The organism is Streptomyces sp. NPDC007917 (assembly GCF_042959105.1).
In the GTDB taxonomy this organism is placed as follows: Bacteria; Actinomycetota; Actinomycetes; order Streptomycetales; family Streptomycetaceae; genus Streptomyces.
This window is the reverse complement of the sequence record NZ_JBIBKK010000015.1, coordinates 206,108-227,413: the sequence shown is the minus strand read 5'-3', so window position 1 is coordinate 227,413 and position 21,306 is coordinate 206,108. Positions and strand designations below refer to the sequence as shown.

19 protein-coding genes are annotated in these 21,306 nt (G+C 73.0%); 13 read left to right on the top strand and 6 right to left on the bottom strand.

Annotated elements, in window-relative coordinates; all coding sequences use genetic code 11:
- Positions 1–144: 144 nt before the first annotated feature.
- From ACFZDL_RS28780 to ACFZDL_RS28770, 3 genes are all read left to right on the top strand, one after another.
- Complete coding sequence (locus ACFZDL_RS28780) at positions 145–2,466, top strand: glycoside hydrolase family 95-like protein (protein ID WP_353591772.1); 2,322 nt, start codon at positions 145–147, stop codon at positions 2,464–2,466.
- Between the two features lie 94 nt (positions 2,467–2,560).
- Positions 2,561–4,117: a phosphatase PAP2 family protein gene (locus ACFZDL_RS28775; protein WP_353591773.1), complete on the top strand. Its 1,557-nt coding sequence runs from the start codon at positions 2,561–2,563 to the stop codon at positions 4,115–4,117.
- 95 nt (positions 4,118–4,212) lie between these two features.
- A complete protein-coding gene (locus tag ACFZDL_RS28770) occupies positions 4,213–5,391 on the top strand; it encodes a DMT family transporter (RefSeq protein WP_353591774.1) in 1,179 nt (392 codons plus the stop codon).
- 4 nt (positions 5,392–5,395) lie between these two features.
- Here the strand turns inward: ACFZDL_RS28770 and ACFZDL_RS28765 are convergent, their stop codons facing one another.
- Entirely contained in the window at positions 5,396–6,262 is an 867-nt protein-coding gene (locus ACFZDL_RS28765) for an NAD(P)-binding domain-containing protein (RefSeq protein ID WP_353591775.1), read from the bottom strand.
- Between the two features lie 138 nt (positions 6,263–6,400).
- Between ACFZDL_RS28765 and ACFZDL_RS28760 the strand changes: the two genes are divergently transcribed.
- On the top strand, positions 6,401–6,760 hold the full coding sequence (locus tag ACFZDL_RS28760; protein WP_353591916.1) for a helix-turn-helix domain-containing protein: 360 nt from the start codon (positions 6,401–6,403) through the stop codon (positions 6,758–6,760).
- Between the two features lie 56 nt (positions 6,761–6,816).
- Here ACFZDL_RS28760 and ACFZDL_RS28755 read toward each other — a convergent pair whose 3' ends face one another.
- Positions 6,817–7,737: a family 16 glycosylhydrolase gene (locus tag ACFZDL_RS28755; protein ID WP_353591776.1), complete on the bottom strand. Its 921-nt coding sequence runs from the start codon at positions 7,735–7,737 to the stop codon at positions 6,817–6,819.
- A 230-nt stretch (positions 7,738–7,967) separates the two neighbouring features.
- Here ACFZDL_RS28755 and ACFZDL_RS28750 point away from each other — a divergent pair, with 230 nt between their 5' ends.
- From ACFZDL_RS28750 to ACFZDL_RS28740, 3 genes are read left to right on the top strand one after another with little or no spacing between them, the layout of a single operon-like run.
- A complete protein-coding gene (locus ACFZDL_RS28750) occupies positions 7,968–9,308 on the top strand; it encodes an MFS transporter (protein WP_353591777.1) in 1,341 nt (446 codons plus the stop codon).
- A 30-nt stretch (positions 9,309–9,338) separates the two neighbouring features.
- Positions 9,339–10,010: a response regulator transcription factor gene (locus ACFZDL_RS28745; RefSeq protein ID WP_089510124.1), complete on the top strand. Its 672-nt coding sequence runs from the start codon at positions 9,339–9,341 to the stop codon at positions 10,008–10,010.
- Positions 10,001–11,338, top strand: a complete 1,338-nt coding sequence (locus tag ACFZDL_RS28740; RefSeq protein ID WP_353591778.1) for a HAMP domain-containing sensor histidine kinase — start codon at positions 10,001–10,003, stop codon at positions 11,336–11,338. Before ACFZDL_RS28745 ends, ACFZDL_RS28740 begins: the two co-directional genes overlap by 10 nt.
- Before the next feature lie 28 nt (positions 11,339–11,366).
- On the opposite strand, the gene ACFZDL_RS28735 is transcribed toward ACFZDL_RS28740, so the two are convergent.
- The gene (locus tag ACFZDL_RS28735; protein WP_353591779.1) at positions 11,367–12,314 is read right to left on the bottom strand and encodes a TAXI family TRAP transporter solute-binding subunit; all 948 of its coding nucleotides are present in this window, start codon (positions 12,312–12,314) and stop codon (positions 11,367–11,369) included.
- 96 nt (positions 12,315–12,410) lie between these two features.
- Positions 12,411–12,869: an ATP-binding protein gene (locus tag ACFZDL_RS28730; RefSeq protein ID WP_353591780.1), complete on the bottom strand. Its 459-nt coding sequence runs from the start codon at positions 12,867–12,869 to the stop codon at positions 12,411–12,413.
- Positions 12,870–13,084: 215 nt separating this feature from the next.
- On the opposite strand from ACFZDL_RS28730, the gene ACFZDL_RS28725 reads away from it, so the two are divergent.
- Genes ACFZDL_RS28725 through ACFZDL_RS28710 form a run of 4 tightly spaced genes read left to right on the top strand, consistent with a single transcriptional unit; the run spans position 13,085 to position 15,856 of the window.
- A complete protein-coding gene (locus ACFZDL_RS28725; protein WP_353591781.1) occupies positions 13,085–13,942 on the top strand; it encodes a helix-turn-helix transcriptional regulator in 858 nt (285 codons plus the stop codon).
- Between the two features lie 32 nt (positions 13,943–13,974).
- Positions 13,975–14,250, top strand: a complete 276-nt coding sequence (locus tag ACFZDL_RS28720) for a DUF397 domain-containing protein (protein ID WP_391192808.1) — start codon at positions 13,975–13,977, stop codon at positions 14,248–14,250.
- Positions 14,247–15,065 (top strand): SAM-dependent methyltransferase, encoded by an 819-nt coding sequence (locus ACFZDL_RS28715; protein WP_353591783.1) that lies wholly within the window; start codon positions 14,247–14,249, stop codon positions 15,063–15,065. The genes ACFZDL_RS28720 and ACFZDL_RS28715 overlap by 4 nt, the downstream gene beginning before the upstream one ends.
- Positions 15,062–15,856: an SAM-dependent methyltransferase gene (locus ACFZDL_RS28710; RefSeq protein ID WP_353591784.1), complete on the top strand. Its 795-nt coding sequence runs from the start codon at positions 15,062–15,064 to the stop codon at positions 15,854–15,856. The genes ACFZDL_RS28715 and ACFZDL_RS28710 overlap by 4 nt, the downstream gene beginning before the upstream one ends.
- Before the next feature lie 12 nt (positions 15,857–15,868).
- Here the strand turns inward: ACFZDL_RS28710 and ACFZDL_RS28705 are convergent, their stop codons facing one another.
- A complete protein-coding gene (locus ACFZDL_RS28705) occupies positions 15,869–17,269 on the bottom strand; it encodes a HAMP domain-containing sensor histidine kinase (protein WP_353591785.1) in 1,401 nt (466 codons plus the stop codon).
- Positions 17,270–17,271: 2 nt separating this feature from the next.
- Positions 17,272–17,979 (bottom strand): response regulator transcription factor, encoded by a 708-nt coding sequence (locus ACFZDL_RS28700; RefSeq protein ID WP_353591786.1) that lies wholly within the window; start codon positions 17,977–17,979, stop codon positions 17,272–17,274.
- Between the two features lie 232 nt (positions 17,980–18,211).
- On the opposite strand from ACFZDL_RS28700, the gene ACFZDL_RS28695 reads away from it, so the two are divergent.
- Together ACFZDL_RS28695 and ACFZDL_RS28690 are read left to right on the top strand one after the other, a co-directional pair.
- On the top strand, positions 18,212–19,480 hold the full coding sequence (locus ACFZDL_RS28695) for a glycosyltransferase family 4 protein (protein ID WP_353591787.1): 1,269 nt from the start codon (positions 18,212–18,214) through the stop codon (positions 19,478–19,480).
- Positions 19,481–19,706: 226 nt separating this feature from the next.
- On the top strand, positions 19,707–21,218 hold the full coding sequence (locus tag ACFZDL_RS28690) for a hypothetical protein (RefSeq protein ID WP_353591788.1): 1,512 nt from the start codon (positions 19,707–19,709) through the stop codon (positions 21,216–21,218).
- Positions 21,219–21,306 lie beyond the last annotated feature (88 nt).

Below are 21,306 nucleotides of genomic sequence, written 5' to 3'. Positions count from 1 at the left end.
TTTCGTCCGGGTATCGGACCGCCACCACCGCCCGTCCATCCGATGTTTATCGCGCACGAGGGGTTCCGGTTCCTCCCAAGGGACTGCATCATGCCGAAGGGTTCAGAGTGTCGAACTGGAGGCATGTACGTGACCACGTCTGCGATGTCATCCACACCGTCCAGAAGAACGGTCCTCGGCGGCGCCCTCGCCGCCTCCGCCGGTGCCGCCGGGCTCGCCGCGGCGCCCGCCGCCCACGCCACCGAACCCGCCGCGCCCGACGCACCCGGCGCCCGCGACCCATGGGCCGAAGTCCTCGACGACGCCGACATGGTGTGGCAGAAGCTGCCGACGACCTGGTATGAGGGCCCCTTCCTCGGCAACGCGCGCCTCGGCTCGGGCATCTACGCGGAGCCGGGCGGCGCGAACGCCATCCGCTTCAACGTCCAGCACAGCGAGGTCCAGGACCACCGCCCCGAGTTCGGCTCGCTGTTCGGCCTGGCCCGGCTGCCCATCGGCTGGTTCACCCTGGAGCCGGTCGGCACCATCACCGCCGTCGACTGGCGGCTGCGGCTGCGCGACGCCGAGCTGACCGGCACCATCACCACCGACAAGGGCACCCTCACGCTCCGCGCCCTGGTCCACAACTCCCGCTCCGTGATGGCCGTCGAGGTCACCCCGAGCGCCGGCGAGGCCGCCTTCCGCTGGGTCTTCCACCCGGCCGAGGCGATCAGCCCGCGCGTCGCGTTCAAGCCGGTCCCGGACGGCTACACCGGCAACCCGGCGGCCGTCGTGGCGGAGCACGAGGGCGTCCACACCGCGGTCCAGCCCCTGCTGGCGGGCGGAGGGCATGTGACGGCCTGGCGGGAGCGCGAGGACTCCCGGCGGCGGACCCTGTATGTGACGGTGGCGCACTCCTTCCCCCGGACCACCGCCCTGGGCGCCGCATGCAAGGCCGTACGGTCGACCTCCGCGCTCGCCTACGACGCGCTCGCGGCCACCCACCGCCCCTGGTGGCACGCCTACTACCGCAAGAGCTTCCTGTCCTTCCCCGACGCGCGGCTGCAGCGCTTCTACTGGATCCAGCTCTACAAGGTCGCCGCGGCCGCGCGCGCCGACGCGCCCGTGATGGCCACCTGCGGGCCGTGGCTGGAGTCCACCCCCTGGCCGAACACCTGGTGGAACCTCAATGTGCAGCTGGAGTACTGGCTGATCCACGGCTCCAACCACCTGGAGCTCGACGCCGTGACCCGGGCGCTGAGCGAGTACCGCGACAACCTCTCCAACCAGCTCGACGCCCCGTACCGCAAGGACTCGGCGGGCATCCCGCGCACCACCGACCCCCAGCTGGTCAACGGCGGCGCCGTCGCGAACGGCGGCTACGCCGTCGGCATCCCGGGCCAGGACCCGCCCACCCCCGAGGTCGGCAACCTCACCTGGGCGCTGCACAACGTCTGGCTGAGCTACCGCCACACCATGGACACCGCGATCCTGCGCGACGTCCTCTTCCCCCTGCTGCGCAAGGCCGTCACCTACTACCTGCACTTCCTCACCCCCGGCAGCGACGGCAAGCTGCATCTGCCGGCCACCTTCTCGCCCGAGTACGGAGTGAACGCCCCGGACTGCAACTACGACCTGATGCTGCTGCGCTGGGGCTGCGCCACCCTGCTGGAGTCGGCGAGGACGCTGGGCGTCGAGGACGAGCTGGCCCCGCGCTGGCGGGAGGTGCTGGCCAGGCTCACCCCGTACCCGGTCGACGAGAACGGCTTCATGATCGGCGCCGGGGTCCCCTTCGCCAAGTCCCACCGCCACTACTCCCATCTGCTCGCGGTCTATCCGCTGTACGAGGTGACCTGGGAGGACCCGGCACACCGCGAGCTGATCGAGACCTCGCTGAACCACTGGGTCGGCTTCGAGGGCGCGCTGCAGGGCTATACCTTCACCGGCGCCGCCTCCATGTCCGCCCAGATGGGGCGGGGCGAGGACGCGCTGAAGTACCTGGGCGAGCTGATGCGCCGCTTCATCCAGGCCAACACCATGTACAAGGAGTCGGGGCCGGTCATCGAGACCCCGCTGTCGGCCGCCCAGTCGCTGCACGACATGGTGTGCCAGAGCTGGGGCGGGGTGATCCGCGTCTTTCCCGCGCTGCCCGCCGCCTGGCGCGAACTGGTCGTGCACGACTTCCGTACGCAGGGCGCGTTCCTGCTGAGCGCGGCGCGCGAGGGAGGGGCCACCCGCTGGGTGCGGCTGCGCAGCGAGGCGGGCGCGCCCTGCGTCGTACGGCACTCCCTCGGCGGGGACATCGAGGTGCGCGACGGGCACGGGCGGCCCCTGCGGTACGAGCCCGCGGGCGACGGCACCGTCCGGATCCGGCTGGCCCGCGGCCAGGAGGCGGTCATCACCGCGCCCGGCGACCGGCCCGATCTGCGCGTCCGGGCGGTGCGGCCGGGCGAGGAGGCGCCGCGCTGGGGGATGCCGGCCTCCTGACGGGGCGTGGCGAGGGGGCGTGAGGAGGGGGCGGATCGGCCGTCCGCGCACACCTGGGTGGCGTACGGGCGGCCGATCCGGATACGCATGTGCCATGAGACTCATCAGCGATCTTGACCGACGGCTGTTCGCGAGGGTCGCGGCAGGCCGGCTGCGCGGCGCCCATCCCCTGCTGCCCAAGCTCACCCACGCCGCCAACCACGGCCGGCTGTGGTTCGGCACCGCCGGAGTGCTCGCCGCCGTCGGCGGCCGGACCGCGCGGCGGGCCGCGCTGCGGGGCGTCGGGGCGCTGGCCGCCGCCTCGTTCGCGTCCAACACGGTGGTCAAGTGGACCGTGGACCGCCGCCGTCCGGGGCTCGACAGCGTGCCGCTGATCCGCCGGCTGGCCAAACAGCCGTGGACGAGCTCCTTCCCCTCCGGGCACTCGGCCTCCGCGGCCGCCTTCGCCACCGGGGTCGCCCTGGAGTCCACCGGGTACGGGATCGCCGTCGCCCCGCTGGCCGCCGCGGTGGCCTTCTCCCGGGTGTACGTCGGCGTGCACTATCCGAGCGACGTCCTCGCGGGGCTCGCCCTGGGCGTCGGCGCCGCCGCGCTCACCTGCCGCTGGTGGCCGCCGCGGCCGCAGACCCCCGCGCGGGCCCGGCCGCGGGTCTCGGCCCCGGCGCTGCCCGGGGGCGACGGGCTGGTGGTGGTCGTCAACACCCAGGCCGGCGTCGGCGTGCCGGGGGCCGCACGGCCCGTCGCCGAGCAGCTGCGCACGCTGCTGCCCGCCGCCGAGATCCTGGAGCGCGAGCCCGAGCAGGACCTCGGGCCGCTGCTGGCCCTGGCCGCCCGGCGCGCCGCCGAGCGGGGCGGGGCGCTGGGGATCTGCGGCGGGGACGGCAGCGTCAACGCGGCGGCCGCGGTGGCCGCCGAACGCGGGCTGCCCCTGGCCGTGTTCCCCGGCGGCACCTTCGACCACTTCGCCCTGGACGTGGGGGTGCCCGCCATCGAGGACACGGTGCACGCCGTGACCGAGGGCGACGCCGTCGCCGTGGACCTGGCCCGCGTGGCCCCGCTGCCGGGCGACGGGCCGGACGGCCACTTCATCAACACCTTCAGCCTGGGGATGTACCCCGAGCTGGTGCGGATCCGCGAGAGCCTGGAGGGCCGGCTCGGCAAGTGGCCCGCCGCCGCTGTCGCGTTCGCCCGCGTGCTGCGCACCGCCACGCCCATGGAGGTCGAGGTGAACGGCCGCCCGCGGCGGCTGTGGGTGCTGTTCGTCGGCAACTGCCGCTACGCGCCCGAGGGCTTCGCCCCGGCGTACCGCGAACGGCTCGACGACGGGCTGCTGGACGTCCGGGCCGTCGACGGGGACCAGCCGCTGGCCCGCACCCGGCTGCTGGTCGCGGCCCTCACCGGCACACTGGGGCGGTCCCGGGTGGTGGCGGCCCGGCGGCTGCGCCGACTGGACCTGTCGGGCCTGCACGACGTGGATGTCCGCGCCTACGACGGTGAGGTCGCCCCGTCCCCCGCCGAGGCGCTGGTGATCGAGAAGCGGCCCGGCGCCCTGACCGTCTACCGCCCGGTCGAACCCCAGAACGAGCTGGCGCAGCGCGCCCGCACGGCGGCCGCGACGGCACGCTTCCGACGGGCCGTACTGCGCCGGTAGTACGCGCAATGGGGGCTCAGGGACGACGACGCGGCGGGCGAAACACGTCATCGTGAGGACATGGACGACGACCGACCGGCCCTGGGGGCCCTGACGTGACCTCCCTGGCTCTCTCCGTGCTCCTGGCCCTGGCCTCGGCGGTCTGCTACGCCGCCGGCGCCATCCTCCAGGAGCATGTCGCGGCGACGACGCCACCCCGCCCGTACGCAGCGCTGCGCCGCGGCCGCTGGTGGACCGCGGTGGTGCTCAACGGGACCGGTGCGGTCCTCCATGTGCTGGCGCTGGCCTATGGGCCGCTGAGCGTGGTGCAGCCGCTGGGCGCGCTGACCATCGTCTTCGCGCTGCCGATGGCCGCGGTGTTCGTCCGGCGCCCGGTCGGCGCGGCCGGGTGGCGGGGCGCGCTGCTGGCCACCGCGGGGCTCGCCGGGCTGCTCTCGCTGAGCGATTCGTCGGGGGCCAGGGCGCTGGCGAAGGACGACCGGATCTCGGTGGCCGTGGTCACGGTGAGCGCGATCGCCGTGCTGGCCCTGGCCGCGCGCTGCTCGCGCCGCCCCGGTGTGCGCAGCGTGCTGCTGGCCGCGGCCGCGGGGACCGCCTTCGGTGTCTCGTCGGTGTTCACCAAGAACGTCACGGTGGAGCTGGAGTGGGGGAAGCCGGAGTTCAGCGGCTGGGCCTCGGGGCTGCCCAGCCTGGCGATGATCGGGCTGCTGGCCGGGGCCGGGGTGCTGCTGTCCCAGGCGTCCTACCGGGGAGCGGGGCTGGCCGCCCCGCTGGCGACGGCGACCGTGGTCAACCCCGTGGTCGCCACGGCCATCGGCGTCGCCGCGCTGGGTGAGCACTTCCGCCACGGCGCGCCGGGCACCCTGCTGGCCCTGGTGGCGGCGCTGGTCGCGGGCACCGGTCTGGTCATGCTGACCGTGCACGGGGTGGAGACGTCGGGGCAGGCGGCGCCTCCGGCCAGGCCGGAAGGCACCCCGCGGCCGCGCGAGACGTCCGAGAACAGCGGTACGGAGGCGACGCACGCGGCGGGCACGGCCGACGGAACGGACGGTACGGCCGGGGCGGGCGAGGGACACGAGACGCGGGGTCCGGACGACCGGACCGGCGGCCCCGGCGCCGGTGCCGGTGCCGCCCGCCCGCGCCGGCTCCCCCGTATACCCCGCCCGGCACGTGGCGCCGACGACCGCCTGTCGCCCGACCGCCGCCCCGGCCGCCGCTCACGCGACCAGCGGCGGTCCACCCGGGGCGAGGCCGTCCTGCAGGACCGCCGCTAGCGGGTCACCGACGCAACAGCTCCACCAGGCCCGAAAGGTCCTCGTGGCCATGGCCGTCGGCGACCCGCCGGGCCATCAGCGGCCCGAGCGGGGCGATCAGTTCGGGGCTGACGCCCTGCTCCTCGGCCGCCTCGAGGAGATGGCCGAACCCGGCCGCCTGCATGGCGAGGTTGGAGACCACGCCGTGGGCGTAGTCGCCGCTGTCCATCTGCTCGGCGTAGCCGGCCACGGCGCCCGACATGCCGTTCAGCCAGCGGCCGAGCATCGGGGCGAAGTCGGTCGCCTTGATGTCCTGGCTGCGGATCAGCGCGTAGGCGTGCAGGATTCCGGCGAGCATGCCGTACATCCCGCTCAGCAGGGCGATGTCGTGCAGCGGGGCGAGCGCCGCGTCCTCGCCCAGGTACTCGCTCCGTGCCAGGGCGTCCAGCGCCGCCCGGTGGGTCTCGAAGACCTCCCGGGACCCGCTGTAGAGCACGAAGGCGGCGGGGGTCGCGATCATCGGGGGGAGGGCCATGATGCCGCCGTCGAGATAGTCCGCGCCCTGGTCCGCGACCCAGGCGGCCATCTCGCGGGCCTGCCGCGGGGTGCCGCTGGTCAGGTTGGCCACGGCCCTGCCGGCCAGTGCCCCGGCCACCGGGCCGAGGGTGTGCTGCACGGAGTCGTGGTCCAGCAGGCACACCACCACCAGCGGGCTCGCCTCGACGGCCTCGGCGACCGTCGCGGCGCGCAGCGCGCCCTCGGGGACGAGGGCTTCGGCCTTCGCGGCCGTACGGTTCCACACGGTGGTCCGGAATCCCGCTTTCAGGAGGGCGCGGGCCAGTGCCGTGCCCATGTCGCCCAGGCCGAGGACGGTCACGGGGGTGTCGCTCATGTCGGGTGCTCCCGTTGCTCAATGCTGCTGTTCGTATCGGTCCGGCGCGCCTGTCCCAGCCTTGCCGCCCGCCTGTACTGTGGGCAAGTACGGATTAAAAAGTGCGTACTTACCTTGAGGTCAGTGGGGGATGGATTCATGAGGAAGCGGCCATATGTCTGTGGCCTGGACGCGGCCGTGGATGTCATTGGCGGCAAGTGGAAGGTGCTGATCATCTGGGCACTGAATTCCCAGCGGTGCCGGTTCGGTGAATTGAAGCGGCTGGTTCCGGGGGTGAGCGAAAAGGTGCTGACCCAGCAGCTGAGGGAGCTGGAGGCGGACGGAATCGTCCACCGTGAGATTTACGACCAGGTGCCGCCGAAGGTGGAGTACTCACTCACCGGTCTTGGCGAGGATCTGAATACGGCGCTGAAGCCGCTGGGCGCCTGGGGAAAGCAGCGGATGGCGGCTCTGGAGGACGCTGCCGACGACTGCCGTCATTCGCAGGCCTGCACGTGAGGCGGCGGCTTTCGGGAGCGGTCTCCCGGAAGCCGCCGCCTCGTGGCGGGGCGTGTTCAGGACGTGCGGTTGCGGCCCACATAGACGTTCCGGGCCCGGTAATAGGTGTCCCCGCCGGGGCCCGATGCCCCGGAGGAGCCCTCCATCTGGAGGTTGATGATGAGCCACAGGGGTTTTCCGACGAAACCCGCACCGCGGTGGACCGCTTTCCAGGTCCCGTCGAGGTAGTAGTGAATGTCGACGTCGGTGTTGTTCACCTTGGTGATCCAGGCCCGATAGGTGTGCCAGTTGCCGGGTGACGACACCCCGACAATCGTACTCGACACGTCCGAGGAGGTGCGGAAGGTGTTGAACCAGTTGTTGGAGTTCCCCTTGAATTCCAGGATGTCGCTCTCCGGCGGCCAGCTGTTGACCCCGGTCAGCCAGAAGGCCGGCCAGGTCCCCGCGCCGCTCGGCGCCTGGAATTCCCCCTTCACCTCGTAGTCGGGGAATTGACTGGTCACCAGGATCTGGTTCTTGGCGTGCACCGCTCCCGAGTGGTAGCGGATCGGCAGATGCGGGGAGGAGGAACTGGTCCCCTCGTCCCAGGTGATCCGGCTCGCCTTGAGGGTCAGCACTCCGGAGCTGAGATAGATGTGGTTGTGGTCGCTCGCGCTGCCGTACATCCGGGCGCTGCCGTTGTGATCGGAGCCCCAGGGGTAGAGATAGTTCCACTCCGACTCGAAGGCGCTGTAGCTCCCGAAGGAGCCGTTGATGACGTCCTCCCAGGTCGCGGCCGGGGCGGCGGCCGCCGGGCGCGGCCATCCGGTCAGGGCCGCGGCCCCGCCGAGGGCGGCGGCCGTGGTGAGGAACCGTCTGCGGCCGTACGACTCGCTCCGCGCCGGCTCGGCCCGCGCTGATCCGCCCTGTGCTGATTCACTCTGCGCTGATTCACGCTGTGCTGATTCACCCTGCGCTGACTTGCTCCGTGCTGACATGCCACTCATGGCTGCCTCCCGAAGTCCGAAACTTCGAACACAAGCAAACAGAAGTCAATCGGAATCACCACAGTCCCAAGGGCCCCACACCTCGTCAAGGGTCTTTGTTAAGCGCAGGTTAGCTCTGGCCCTCAAGGGCTGTACGCCGCCGCCCTCCGCCGCCGAAGCTGCCATCCGCGGCGGCGTCCCTCGGGCGGGCCGCCATCCACCCGCATGCTCCAGGAGGCCCCATGTCCGTCACATCCTCCGCGCCACAGGCCCGCACACCATGGCGCGCCGTACTCGGCGGCTCGATCGGAAACCTGGTCGAGTGGTTCGACTGGTTCGTCTACGCCAGCTTCGCCACCTACTTCGCCTCAGCCTTCTTCCCCAAGGGCAACGACACCGCGCAGCTGCTCAACACGGCCGGCATCTTCGCCGTCGGCTTCTTCATGCGGCCCGTCGGCGGCTGGCTGCTGGGCCGCTTCGCCGACCGGCGCGGCCGCAAGGCGGCCCTCACCCTGACCGTGACCCTGATGTCGGCCAGTGCGCTGCTCATCGCCATCGCGCCCACCTACGACCAGGTCGGATACTTCGGCGCCGGGGTGCTGCTGGTGGCCCGGCTGTTGCAGGGCCTGTCGGTCGGCGGCGAGTACGCGGCCAGCGCCACCTATCTGACCGAGGCCTCCCAGCCCGGCCGCCGCGGCTTCGTCTCCAGCTTCCAGTACGTCTCCATGACCGCGGGCCAGCTGATCGGCCTGGGCCTGCTGATCGTCCTCCAGCGCACCATGTCCGATGACTCGCTGCACTCCTACGGCTGGCGCATCCCGTTCGTCGTCGGGGCCGTGGCCGCGGCCGTGGTCTTCTGGCTGCGGCGCAATCTGCTGGAGACCGAGGTGTACGAGGAGGCCGACCCCCACCGGGCGAGCGAGCGCGGGACCATCGGCGAGCTGCTGCGCCACCGCAAGGAGGCCGCCCTCGTCATCGCGCTGACCATGGGTGGCACGGTCGCCTACTACACCTACACGACCTATCTGACCAAGTACCTGTCCAACACGGCGGGGCTGAGCAAGTCCGACGCCTCGCTGGTCAGCTTCTGCGCCCTGTTCGTCTTCATGCTGCTGCAGCCGCTGGCCGGGGCGCTGTCCGACCGGATCGGCCGCCGCCCGCTGCTCATCACCTTCGGCGTCGGCTCGATGCTGGCCACCGTGCCCATCATGACCGCGCTGTCGCACACCGACACCTTCGGCGGGGCGCTGCTGCTCTCGCTCGCCGCGCTGGTCGTCGTCACCGGCTACACCTCCATCAACGCCGTGGTGAAGGCCGAGCTGTTCCCCACCCATGTCCGGGCCCTCGGCGTCGCCCTGCCGTACGCGCTGGCGAACGCCCTGTTCGGCGGCACCGCGGAGTATGTGGCGCTGTGGTTCAAGAACGCCGGCGCGGAGTCCGGGTTCTACTGGTACGTCTCGGGCTGCGCCGCCGTGTCGCTGATCGTCTACCTGACCATGCGGGAGACCCGGGACACCTCGCTCACCAAGGCCCGCGCCGATGAGCCGGCCGCGGCCGAACGGACGGCACGCACCCCTGTCTGACCAGTACAGAGGCTGTTTACCCTTACGTCCATGCACATTCTCCTGGTCGAAGACGACGACCGGCTGGCGGCCGCGCTGACCGCCACGCTGGACCGGCTGGGGCACCAGGTCGTCCGCGCCGGGCGCGCGGACGACGCCCTGCGGCTCAAGGACGGCGCCGACTTCGTCCTGCTCGACCTGGGGCTGCCCGACATGGACGGCCTGGAGGCGCTGCGCCGGCTGCGCCGCGCCTCCGCCGTCCCGGTGATCGTGCTCACCGCCCGGTCCGAGGAGCGGGATGTGCTGCGGGGCTTGCGCGGGGGCGCGGACGACTACCTGGTCAAACCGTTCCGCACGGCCGAGCTGGTCGCCCGCATGGACGCCGTCGTACGGCGCGGCACCCGCCCGCTGACCGGGTCCGGCACGGTGGTGGCCGTGGGCGGTGTGCGGATCGACCTGGCCGCCCGGCAGCTGGAGGTGGACGGCCGGCCGGTCGCCCTCACCCGCCGGGAGTTCGACGTACTGGCCCTGCTCGCCCGCGAGCCCGGTGTCGTCCGCAGCCGGGAGGAGATCCTGGACGCGGTGTGGGGCGATCTGCTGCTGTCGGCCTCCCGCTCGCTGGATGTGCACATCGCCGGAATCCGCTCCAAGACCGGCTGCCCCTGGCTGGTGGAGACGCTGCGCGGCACCGGGTACCGCCTGGGAACCGGCGGATGCAGCTGAGGATCCTGACCGTCTACACGGTGCTGATCGCGTGCCTGGTGACCGCGCTCGCCGTGCCGTTCTCCCTGGCGTACTCCTCGCACCGCACCGGCAAGCTGCTGCTGGAGCGGCGCGCGGACGCCACCCGCTTCTCGGAACTGGCCGACCAGGCCATCCGCGACGGGGACACCTCCGGGCTCGTCCAGGAGGTGTCGCGCTACCGCGAGCTGTACGGCACCGCGGTGGAGATCCGCGACCGGGACGGCCGGCGGGTGGCGGGCGGCGGGGCCTGGTCCAAGGAGCCCGCCGAGCGCGCGCTGTCCGGCCGCACCACCGCCGGTCTGCCCCTGGTCACCCCCTTCGGTCCCGCCTCGGCCGTGGTCGCCGAGCCGGTGGGCCGGGACGCGCAGGTGTCCGGTGTGGTGGTCATGAAGGTGTCCACGGCAGCGGCCAGGCGCGATGTGACGCTGGTGTGGGCCGCGGTCGCGGCCGGCTCGGTGGTCGCCGTGCTCTGCGCCCTGATCGCCGCCCGCAGGCTGGCGCGGTGGATCCTGCGCCCGGTGACCGAGCTGGACCTGACCACCCGCGCCATCGCCGAGGGCAGGATGGACGCGCGGGTGCGCGACGGCGGCCGCGGCCCGGCGGAGCTGCGGCTCCTGGAGCGCCGTTTCAACGCGATGGCCGACGCGGTCTCGGCCGCCCTGGAGCGGCAGCGCGCCTTCGTCGCGGACGCCTCCCACGAGCTGCGCACCCCGCTGACCGTGCTGTCGCTGCGGCTGGAGAACCTGGAGCCACATCTGACGGAGGACGGCACCGAGGAGTTCGCCGAGGCCCTGGCCGAAGTCGACCGGCTCGGGCGGCTCATGGAGGACCTGCTGACCCTCGCCCGGGTCGAGGCCGGCACGGCGGCGCCCGAACCGATCGCCCGCGCGGCGCTGCGCGGGCGGCTGGCCATCTGGCACGACGTCTACGCGGCGCGCGAGCTGACCTTGACCGTGGAGCTGGAGGACCCCGGCCCGTCCGGCGCGCCGCTGCCCGCCGCGGCCGCCCGGATCGCGGACATCGCCCTGGACAACGCCGCGAAGTTCGTACCGCCCGGCGGCACGGTCACGGTCCGTCTGGAAGGGGACGTGCTGCGGATCGCCGACGACGGCCCGGGCCTTGAGCCCGACCAGTTCGAGGCGGCCCTGGGCCGCTTCTGGCGCTCCCCCGGCCACGGCAACGTCCCCGGCAGCGGCCTCGGCCTGGCCATCGCCTCGGAACTGGCCCGCGCCGCCGACTGCGAGCTGTCGCTGCGGCCCGCCACCCCGCACGGCCTGGTGGTCGAGGTGCGGCTGCCCGAGGCCTAGGTCCTGTCCGGGGCAGGTCCCGGAGCGTTCAGCCGTAGACCGCGCGGTAGTACGCCGCCGCCCCCCGGTGCAGCGGCACCGTCCCCGTGCCGATCGCGTACCGCTCGTCGAGCCGGCTGCCGGGGGCGTCCGGGACGGGGAGGCGGGCGCGGGCCTCGAAGAGGACGCCGGTGACGGCGCGCGCCGTGCCGGGCGCGAGGCCGGTGCGGCAGACCAGATAGCTGGGGGTGCCGACGGTCGTGGTCGGGGTGCGCAGACCGTAGGCGCCGGCGGGGATCGAAGCACTCTCGTAGACGGGGCCGTGCTCGCGGCGCAGCGCCGCGGCGAGGCCGCCGAGGGGCACCAGGCGCACGGGCCTGCGCCGGGCCAGTTGCGCTATCGCCCGGGTCGGCGCGCCGCCCGACCAGAAGAACGCGGCCACCTCCCGTCCGGCCAGCGCCGCGATGGACTCGCCGAGCCCCAGCTGCACGGAGCGGACGCGGTGTACGCCCGCCGCGGCGAGCACCCGTCCGGCGGTCACCGAGGTGCCGGACTCGGCGGCGCCGAGGGAGACCGTACGCCCGGCCAGCTGGGCCGGCTCCTTGATCGGCGAGTCGGCGGGCACGACGAGATGCAGATAGTTGAGATACAGCCGGGCGAGCGCCGCGACCGGCTCGGGCCGCTGGAAGAGGCCGCGGCCCGCGGTGGCGTCGGCCGCGCTGTCCGCGAGGGACAGGGCCAGGTCGGCCCGCCCGTCGGCCAGCATGTGCAGGTTCTCCACGCTCGCCGCGGTGGTGAGCACGCGCACCGTGAGCCGGTCGTGGGCCCGGTGCACCTCGTCGGCCAGCCGGCTGCCGAAGATCGCGTACGGGCCGCCCCGCGGCCCCGTGGCGAGCCGGACCCGGCCGGACGGGCCGTCGCCGGAACACCCCTGGAGGGCGCCGGCCGCGAGGGCGCCGGCGGTGAGCGTCAGGAGGCGGCGACGTGGGGCGGACACCCGGTCATGGTAGGTCGTAGCTTGTGGATCATGCCGGGCTCCCGGCGCGCGGAGTCCGGCAGACGCGCGGCATCAGGGGGCGCCTCCCAGCGGTAGCTAGGGGAGCATCGAGCTCAGCTGGGCCCACACCACACGGCCGCCGTTCAGCCCCGGCCGGTCCCCCCACGCCGCGGCCATGGCCCGCACCAGTGCGAGCCCCCGCCCGCCCTCGTCCTCGGCGCCCGCCTCGCGCGGGGCCGGTCCGGCCGACCCACCGCCCTGGTCGGCCACCTCGACGTACAGCGTGCGCGGCTCCTCCGCGCGCAGGACGCAGAGGATCTGCTCGCTGCCGGTGTGCACGAGAGCGTTGGTGAACAGCTCGGACATCACGAGCTCCGCGGCGTCGCACACGTCCTCGCAGAAGCCCCACACCGGCACCCGGGAGCGGACCCGGCGGCGGGCCGCGGCCACGGACGCGCCCTGCGCGGGCAACTGGAACCTCTCCTGGCGGACCCCGGTGTCGACCCTGCCGGGAAGCATGGGGCGGGCCATCGTCATGCGTTGAGGCAGTGCCATGGCCGTTCGCCTTCCGTCCAACGGTGGGGGGTTCGCATGCCGCAAGTCGGCGACACGTCAGCCACATTGGGCCCAGTCACACCATCACTATCGGTGCTGTAAGCGTCAGTTGGCAAGCGGCGTTCTGCAAAATGCAGAATAGCCAGAGCACTCTGTTCGGGTTCATCCCGAGCATGGCACACTGAGGCCCACGAGACCGTCCGAGGAGGTAAGGCGTGGGTGAAGCGCGGTCTGCCCCGACCGTCGGGCAGATGGTCCTCGGCATGCGTCTGAGAGATCTTCGCGAGAAAGCCGGCGTCAGTTACGACCAGGCCGCCCGGGCGCTGCACGTCAACCAGACGACGGTGCGCAGGATGGAGAAGGCCGAAGTCGGCCTGAAGCTCCCGTATGTCGAGAAGCTGCTGCAGACCTACGGAGCCCAGCAGGAGGAGATCGACGCCTTCCTCTCCCTGGCCGAGGACGCCAACAGACCCGGCTGGTGGCACCGCTATCGCGATGTGCTGCCCGACTGGTTCAGCCTCTATGTGAGTCTCGAGGGCGCGGCAAGCCGTATCCGCTCCTACGAGCCTCACTTCATCCCCGGACTGCTGCAGACCGAAGACTACGCACGAGCGCTTCTGACCATCGGATTCCCGCAGGCCGACACCAAGGAACTCGACCGGCGGGTCGCCCTGCGGATGGAGCGTCAAGAACTTCTCACCCGACCCGACGCACCTCATCTTTGGGTCGTCATGGACGAGCCGGTGTTCCGCCTGCCCATCGGCGGCCCGGACATCATGCGTGCGCAGATCGACCGCCTCATCGAGGCGATCCAGATGCCGAACGTCACCTTGCAGGTGGTGCCGTTCACCGCCGGACCGCACCCGGGCATGGGCGGACCGTTCCAGCTCTTCCGGTTCCATATCCCGGAACTGCCGGACATCGTCTATGTCGAAGGTCTGACCGGCGCCGCTTATCTCGACGAACGCGCTGATGTGGCCGCCTACTTGGAGGCCCTTGACCGAATGGGCACCCAGGCCACACCGGCGCGACGCACGGAGGCGCACCTCCGTGAGATTCGCAAGGAGCTCTGACCGTGGATCAGGTGGATCACATTTACAACGGTATGCCGGCCAAGCACCTCGGTGCGGAAGGCTGGCGCAAGCCCTGGAGCGGCCCCAACGGCGGCGCCTGCGTCGAGGTCCTGAAGCTGAGCGACGGCCGCGTGGCGCTGCGCCAGTCGACCGACCCCGACGGCCCCGCGCTGATCTACACGCCTCTTGAGATCGAGAAGTTCATCCAGGGCGCCAAGGCCGGCGCCGCGGACTTCCTCCTCACCACCCGTACGGAACCGAACCTGACCACCTCGGCGGGTACCCCAGCAGAACGGAGGGCCGCATGACCGAGCACCGCGGCTTCGCGGGCCGGATCGACACCACCAAGCCGCACTCGGCCCGGATGTACGACTACTACCTGGACGGCAAGGACCATTACGAGGTGGACGCGCAGGCCGCCGCCAAGGTGCTGGCCGTCCACCCGACCGTCAAGCTCAACGCCCGCGTCAACCGGGGGTTCATCCACCGGGCGACCCGCTGGCTGGCGGGCGAGGCGGGAATCCGGCAGTTCCTGGACATCGGCACCGGCATCCCCACCGAGCCCAACCTCCACCAGGTCGCCCAGTCCGTGGCCCCCGACGCCCGGGTCGTCTACACCGACCACGACCCCATCGTGCTGGCGTACGCCCAGGCCCTGCTGAACGGCACCCCCGAGGGCCGCACCGCCTATGTCGAGGCCGACGTCCGCGAGCCCCAGAAGATCATCACGGCTCCCGAATTGCTCGACACGCTGGATCTGGGCAAACCGGTGGCCCTGTCGGTGAACGCGCTCTTCCACTTCATCCCGGAGGAGCAGAAGCCGTACGGGATCGTCCGCGAGCTGATGGACGCCCTCCCCTCGGGCAGCTACCTGATGATGTCGCACTCCACCCACGACTTCTCCGCGGATACCTGGCGGAAGGTCATTGAGGTCTACAAGGAGAACGGGATCCCCTTCATCACGCGCTCCAAGAGCGAGGTCGCGGGCTTCTTCGAGGGCATGGACCTCGTCGACCCCGGCGTCTCGGAACCGCACCACTGGAAGCCCGATCCCGACGAGCGCCCCGAGGACATCCGCAGCGCGGACATATCCATGTGGGCAGGAGTGGCACGCAAGCCATGAAGACCACCAACATCGACACCACCAAGCCGCACTCGGCGCGGATGTACGACTACTACCTCGGCGGCAAGGACCACTACCAGGTCGACGAGGAAGCCGCCCGCAAGGTGATGGAGGTCTACCCGGGCATCATCCCGTGTGCCCGGAGCAACCGCGCCTTCATGCACCGGGCGACCCGCTGGCTGGCGAGCGAGGCCGGGATACGGCAGTTCCTGGACATCGGCACCGCCATCCCCACCGAGCCCAACCTCCACCAGGTCGCCCAGAGCATCGCCCGGGACGCCCGGGTGGTGTACGCCGACAACGATCCGATCGTGCTGGCGTACGCCCAGGCCCTGCTGAACGGCACCCCCGAGGGCCGCACCGCGTACATCGAGGCCGACGTCCGCGAGCCCGAGTCCATCCTGGGCTCGCCGGAGCTGCTGGAGACGCTCGATCTGAGCGAGCCCGTGGCGCTGTCGATCAACGCGACGCTGCACTTCATCCCCGACAAGTACGGGACGTACGAGATCGTGGCGCGGCTGATGGACGCGCTGCCCTCGGGCAGCTATCTCGAGATCAGTCACAGCTCTCCGGACTTCGACCAGGCGAGCGTGGACGCGGCGGTCGCGATCTACCGCAAGGGCGGCATCGAGGCCCAGCTGCGCACCAAGAGCGAGATCGAGAAGTTCTTCGACGGTCTGGAGCTCGTCGAACCGGGCATCGTGCCGCCGCACCGCTGGTGGCCCGACGGCCCGGTCACGGTCACCGACGAGGAGGTCTCCTTCTGGGCGGGGGTGGCCCGCAAGCCCTGAGGTCCCTCGGGTTCATGTGCCGGGCGCGGCGTCGGTGACCGTGAAGCCCATCACCGCGCCGCCGCCCGGCCGACGCTCGGCGAAGACCGTGCCGCCGTGTGCGGCGGCCACCTCCCGGACGATGGCCAGGCCGAGGCCGGAGCCGGGCAGGCTGCGCGCCCCGGGCGCGCGGTAGAAGCGGTCGAAGACCCGGTGGCGGTCCTCCTCGGCCACGCCGGGCCCCCGGTCCAGGACCGCCACCCGGCCGTCCCCGACGACCACCTCGATGGGCTCGGTGCCCTCCTGGTCGAACTTGGCCGCGTTCTCCACCAGATTGGTGATGGCGCGCTGGAGGGCCGCCGGGCGGCCCTCCAGGACCGTGTCGTCCGTGGTCACGGTGATCTCCCGGCCGGTGCGGCGGCGGGCGAGGGCGGCGGCCCGCAGCGCCACCTCGCCGAGCGAGGTGGCCACCCTCGGCTCGTCGTCGCCCTGTCCGGCCGCCAGGCTCACCACCTCGTTGACCAGGTCGGTCAGCTCCCGGGTCTCCCCCGCCAGATCGGCCAGCAGCTCCTCGCGGGCCGCCGGCGGCAGCTCCTCGAAGCGGCGCAGCAGCGAGATGTTGGTCCGCAGCGAGGTGAGCGGGGTGCGCAGCTCGTGCCCGGCGTCCTGGACCAGCCGCCGCTGGTCGTCCTTGGAGCGCGCGAGCCGCCCCAGCATGCCGTCGAAGGCCCGCCCCAGCCGGCCCACCTCGTCCGCCCCGGCGACCGGCACCGCCACGTCCATCCGCCCGGTGGCCGCCACGCTCTCGGCGACCCCGGCCAGCCGCACCAGGCGCCTGGTGATCCGCCCCGCCAGCCACCATCCGGCAAGACCGGCCGCGACGATGGCCGCGCCGACGAACAGCGCGGTGCGCTTCTGGAGCTCCCGCAGCAGGTCCTCGACGTCGCTTGACTGCTGCGCGACCTGCACCGCGCCCCGGCCGTCGCCGAGCGAGACGGTGGCCATCCGGAACTGCTCCTCGCCGATCTCGACGTTCCGCCGCGAGACCAGGCCCGCCGTACGGGACGCCGCCATCCGGCGCTCGGCCGCGCTCACCGGCAGGGCGGGGCTCCCGGCGTCGGCGACGGCGCCCGTGGGGCGGAGGATCTGGACGTCGGTGCGGGTCGGGCGGCGCAGATCGTCGCGCGGGCCGTCGTGGTCGGGGTCGGAGGAGACGAAGTCCGCGTAGCCGAGCGGCTGCCGCCGCACCTGGTTCCGCAGGTCGTGGATGACCTCGGTGAAGACGGACTGCTGGTCGACCCGGACCAGCCCGGCCGCGGCGTCGTAGCTGAGGAAGCCGACCAGCAGCGTGACGACGGCCGCCACCGCCGCGAAGGAGACCGCGAAGGTGACGCGCAGGCTGGATCTGGGGCGCCGCGGGCGCGGGAGCGGCACGGTCAGGCCGCCCTGAGGGTGTAGCCGACGCCCCGTACGGTGTGGATGAGCGGAACCAGCCCGGGCTGGTCCACCTTGCGCCGCAGATAGCCGATGTAGACGGCGAGGTTCTTCGACCCGGGGCCGAAGTCATAGCCCCATATCCGGTCGTAGATCGTGGTGTGGTCCAGCACGATGCCGCTGTTGCGCACCAGCAGCTCCAGCAGGTCGAACTCGGTGCGGGTGAGCTCCAGCTCCTCCCCCGCCCGCCACACGCGCCGGGCCGAGGAATCCAGGCGCAGATCCGCCACCTCCTCGGTGCCGTCCCCCGGCGCGGTCTCCTCCCCGGCCCAGGCGGGGGCGGCGCGGCGCAGCAGGGCGCGCAGCCGGGCGAAGACCTCGTCCACGTCGAAGGGCTTGGCCACGTAGTCGTCCGCGCCCGCGTCAAGGCCCTCGATCCGGTCGGCGGTCTCCACCCGGGCGGTCAGCATGAGGATCGGCGTACGGTCGCCTTCCGCGCGCAGCACCCGGCACACCTGCAGCCCGTCCAGGCCCGGCATCATCACGTCCAGCACGATCACATCCGGGTTCTCCCGGTGGGCGGCGGCCAGCGCCTCGATGCCGTCGGGGACGGCGGTGACCCGGTAGCCCTCCAGCGACAGGGCGCGCTCCAGGGCGTGGCGGATGGCCCGGTCGTCCTCGGCGAGCAGCACGGTGTTGTACGTCGTCACACCCCGAGTCTGCCAAGCCGGACGGGATACGGGCGCCGCGGAGCCCCCCGTGGCCTGGCTTCTTACCCGGCTCTCACCTTGTTCTCGCGGCCGGCTTACCGTGCCGGGCCATGGTGGTCACAACGATCCGGGGGCTGCGGACGCCACGCGGCAAAGCCGCAGATCGATCGCTGCCGGCTACCGCCGCGCGGTCGCCTCGCCCCGGTGTTGCCACCGGCCGGAAAGACACCACATGAAGATCGCATTCCTGCTCCACAACGTCTACGCGATCGGCGGGACGATCAGGACCACGCTGAACCTGGCGGCGGCCCTGGCCGAGCGGCACGATGTGGAGATCGCCTCGATGCAGCGGCACCGCGAGACGCCGCGCTTCACCGTGGACCCCCGGGTGCGGCTCGTGCCGCTGGTCGACACGCGTCCGAGCGGCCTCGACGCGCAGGACCCTCGGTTTCACGAGCCCGCCCGGGACTTTCCCGCCGCCGAGAAGCGGCACCGCCAGTACAGCCGGCTGCACGACGAGCGGGTCGCGGAGTATCTGCGCGCCAGCGACGCCGATGTGATCGTCGGCACCCGCCCCGGCGCGAATGTCTACATAGCCCGGTTCGCCCCGCGCCACGCCCTCCGCATCGCCCAGGAGCACCTGCGGCACGACGCGCACAGCAAGGCGCTGCGGGCCGAGCTCACCCGCCACTACCGCACGCTCGACGCGGTCGTCACCACGACCGAGGCGGACGCGGCCGTGTACCGGGCGAAGATGCCCCTGCCGGGCGTACGGACCCTCGCCATCCCCAACAGCGTCCCCAGGCCCCCGGTCGCCCCCTCGGACGGCACCGCCCCGGTCATCGCCGCGGCCGGCCGGCTGGCCCGCGGCAAACGCTTCGACCTGCTGATCGAGGCGTTCTCGGCGGTCGCGGACAAGTACCCCGACTGGCGTCTGCGGATCTACGGCGGAGGCGCCGAGGAGGACCGGCTGCAGGCCCTCATCGACCGGCTCGGCATCGCGGAGAGCGCACGGCTGATGGGGCCGTGCTCGCCGATCGAGGCGGAGTTCGCCAAGGCGTCGCTGGTCGCGGTCGCCTCGGACGCCGAGTCCTTCGGCATGACCATCGTCGAGGCGATGCGCTGCGGCGTCCCCGTGGTCAGCACCGACTGCCCGCTCGGGCCCGCGGAGATCATCCGGGACGGGGTCACCGGCCGGCTCGTCCCCACCGGCGACAAGGACGCCCTCGCCGCCGCGCTGCTGGACCTCGTCGCCGACGCCCCGGCCCGCCGGGCCATGGGGGCCGCGGCCCTGGAGAGCGCGCGGGCCTACGACCCCGAGCCGATCGCCCTGCGCTATGAGCGCCTTTTCGAGGACCTGGCGGCCAGCCGCCTCTCCCGCGGCTGGGAGCGGGGCCGGGCCCGGGTGCGGCGGCGCGCGGGGAGCGTGGCGCGCCAATGGCTCGCCGCGGCCCGACGCGCGACCCGCCCGGCCCCCGCGCCCCGCGTCAAGCGCCCATGAGGTGCGATTGCGCCACCCGGACCACCCCGCCCACCGGCCGCCGGCCGGCCACCCGCCCGCGCCGCCCCGGCGCGCGCACCGCGCCAGGCACCGGGCGCCCAGCCGCGCCCCGGTGGGAAGCCGACGGGCGGGCCGATGCCGTGACGGCCACGGCCCGTACGGGGTGCGGCGTGCCGGTCGCGCGGACCGCCCGGCCCCGGCGGGAGACCGGTGGGCGGGCCGCGTGGTGACCGCCACCGTTCGGGTCCGGGACGTCGCTGTGGGCGCGGCGCCGCCCCCGGCGCGGCGCGGCGTGCCGTGGCTCGCGGTCGTCGCGGCGGCGTACGCCGTGGTGCAGCTGGCCGTGGTCGTACCGCACGTGGGCGGTGGGCTGCTGTGGGACGAGAGCGTCTACGCCTCCCAGGTGGATCCGCGCCGTCCCGCGGCCTTCTTCAGCGCGCCGCGCTCCCGTGGCATCAGCTATCTGGTCGCGCCGGTGGTCGCCGCGACCTCCTCGGCCGTGGCGCTGCGGGTGGTCCTGGCCCTGCTGTCGGCGGTCGCGCTGTATGCCGTCTTCCGGGTGTGGGGGCCGCTGGTGGGGCGGGGCGCCGCCGCGCTCGCCGCGCTGCTGTTCTCTGGGCTGTGGATCGCTCAGATCAGCGGGTCACAGGTGATGCCGAACCTGTGGGTGGCGCTCGGCGCGGTGGCCGCCGTCGGCTGGTTCCTGCGGGCCCCTGCCGAGCCGCGCGCCCGCTGGTGGTCGGCCGCCGCGGTGGCCTCGGTCACGCTGCTGCGGATGCCGGACGGCGGCTGGCTCGGGCTGCCGCTGCTGGCGGCGGCGGTGTGCGTACGCCGGTGGCGGCCCACGCTGCCCGCGCTGCTGGGCGGGGTCGCGCTGGGCGCGGCGCCCTGGGTCGCCGAGGCCTACGCCCGGTTCGGCGGCGTCGGGGCGCGGCTGCGGGCCTCCAGCGCCACGGAGGGCGGGATGGTGCCGCAGCTCAACATCGGGACGGCGCTGCGCGACCTCAACGGCCCGCTGCTGTGCCGCCCCTGCCACGTACCGCTGCGCCACCCGGAGCTGACGCTGTGGTGGCTCGCCCTGCCGCTGCTGGCGGCCGCCGCGCTCGCCGTGGCCGTACGGGACCACCGCGCCGGGCGCGGCCGGGCGCTGCCCGCGACCGCGCTGCCGCTGGTGTGCGCCGGCTCGATGGCCGTGCCGTATCTCCTGCTCATCGACTACTCGGCGCCCCGCTTCCTGCTGCCCGCCTATGCCCTGCTCGCCCTGCCACTGGCCGCCCTCGGGGTGCGCGCGGTTCGGGCCGCGCGCTCGCCGGTGCCGGTCGCCGCCGCCCTCGGGCTGGTGGTGGCGCTGCAGCTGGGGAGCCAGTACGCCGTGCTCGCGGACACCACGGGGCAGGCCGCCGCCACCGCCGAGCGGTATCAGCGGGCGGCCACCGGACTGCGGGCGCTGGGGCTGCGGCCGCCGTGCCTGGTGGCCGGTCCGCGCGCGCTGCCGATCGGGTACGCGGCGGGCTGCGCCTCCGCCGAGGTGGTCGGCAACAACGCCTCGACCACGGCGTCCGCGCTGCTGCGCCGGGCCGCCCACGAGCCGACCGCGGTGCTCGGCCGCTCCCCCGGGCATGGCCTGCCGTCGCTGCGCGCCCGCGGCTGGACGCGGCACGCCCTGCCCGGCACGGGTGGCTTGCGGGTGTACGTGTCCCCGGCCTCCGGACGCGCCGAGCGTCCGGGACAGCGGTAAATTGTGAGGGTCCGGGGCGCCTCTCGACCCCGTGACCACTCCCGTTTCACCACTCCCGCGCCGCCGCTCCCGTGTGCCTCTCGGCCGA